The organism is Streptomyces sp. SID12488 (genome assembly GCF_010548275.1).
GTDB lineage: Bacteria > Actinomycetota > Actinomycetes > Streptomycetales > Streptomycetaceae > Streptomyces.
The window spans coordinates 1-441 of sequence record NZ_JAAGLT010000129.1 but is presented as its reverse complement, the minus strand read 5'-3'; the positions used below and the strand labels follow the sequence as shown (position 1 = coordinate 441).

The 441-nt window shown below is 70.5% G+C and carries 1 protein-coding gene; it reads left to right on the top strand.

From position 1 onward, the window contains the following. Positions 1-441, top strand: a 441-nt coding sequence (locus G3I56_RS42825; RefSeq protein WP_164418959.1) for a histidine phosphatase family protein, incomplete at both ends; no start/stop codon positions are given.

The following is a 441-nucleotide window of genomic DNA, read 5'->3' as shown; positions in this document are numbered from 1 at the left end:
CGTGCTCTACGGCAGGCGCGCCGGCTATCACCTGTCCGAGCTGGGCCGGCAGATGGCCGACCGGGTCGCCGAGCATCTCGCGGGCCGGGACATCACCCATGTCGTCGCCTCTCCGCTGGAGCGCGCCCAGGAGACCGCCTCTCCGCTGGCCAAGAGCCACGGTCTGACGATCGAGACCGACGACCGGCTGATCGAGGCCGGCAATGTCTTCGAGGGCAAGACCTTCGGTGTCGGCGACGGCGCGCTGCGCAAGCCGGCCAACTGGCGCCATCTCACCAATCCCTTCCGTCCCTCCTGGGGCGAGCCGTACGTCGACCAGGTCGTCCGGATGATGAGTGCGCTGAGCGCCGCACGGGACGCCGCCCGTGGGCACGAGGCCGTGTGCGTCAGTCACCAGCTGCCGATCTGGACGGTGCGCAGCTTCGTCGAGCGGCGCCGGCT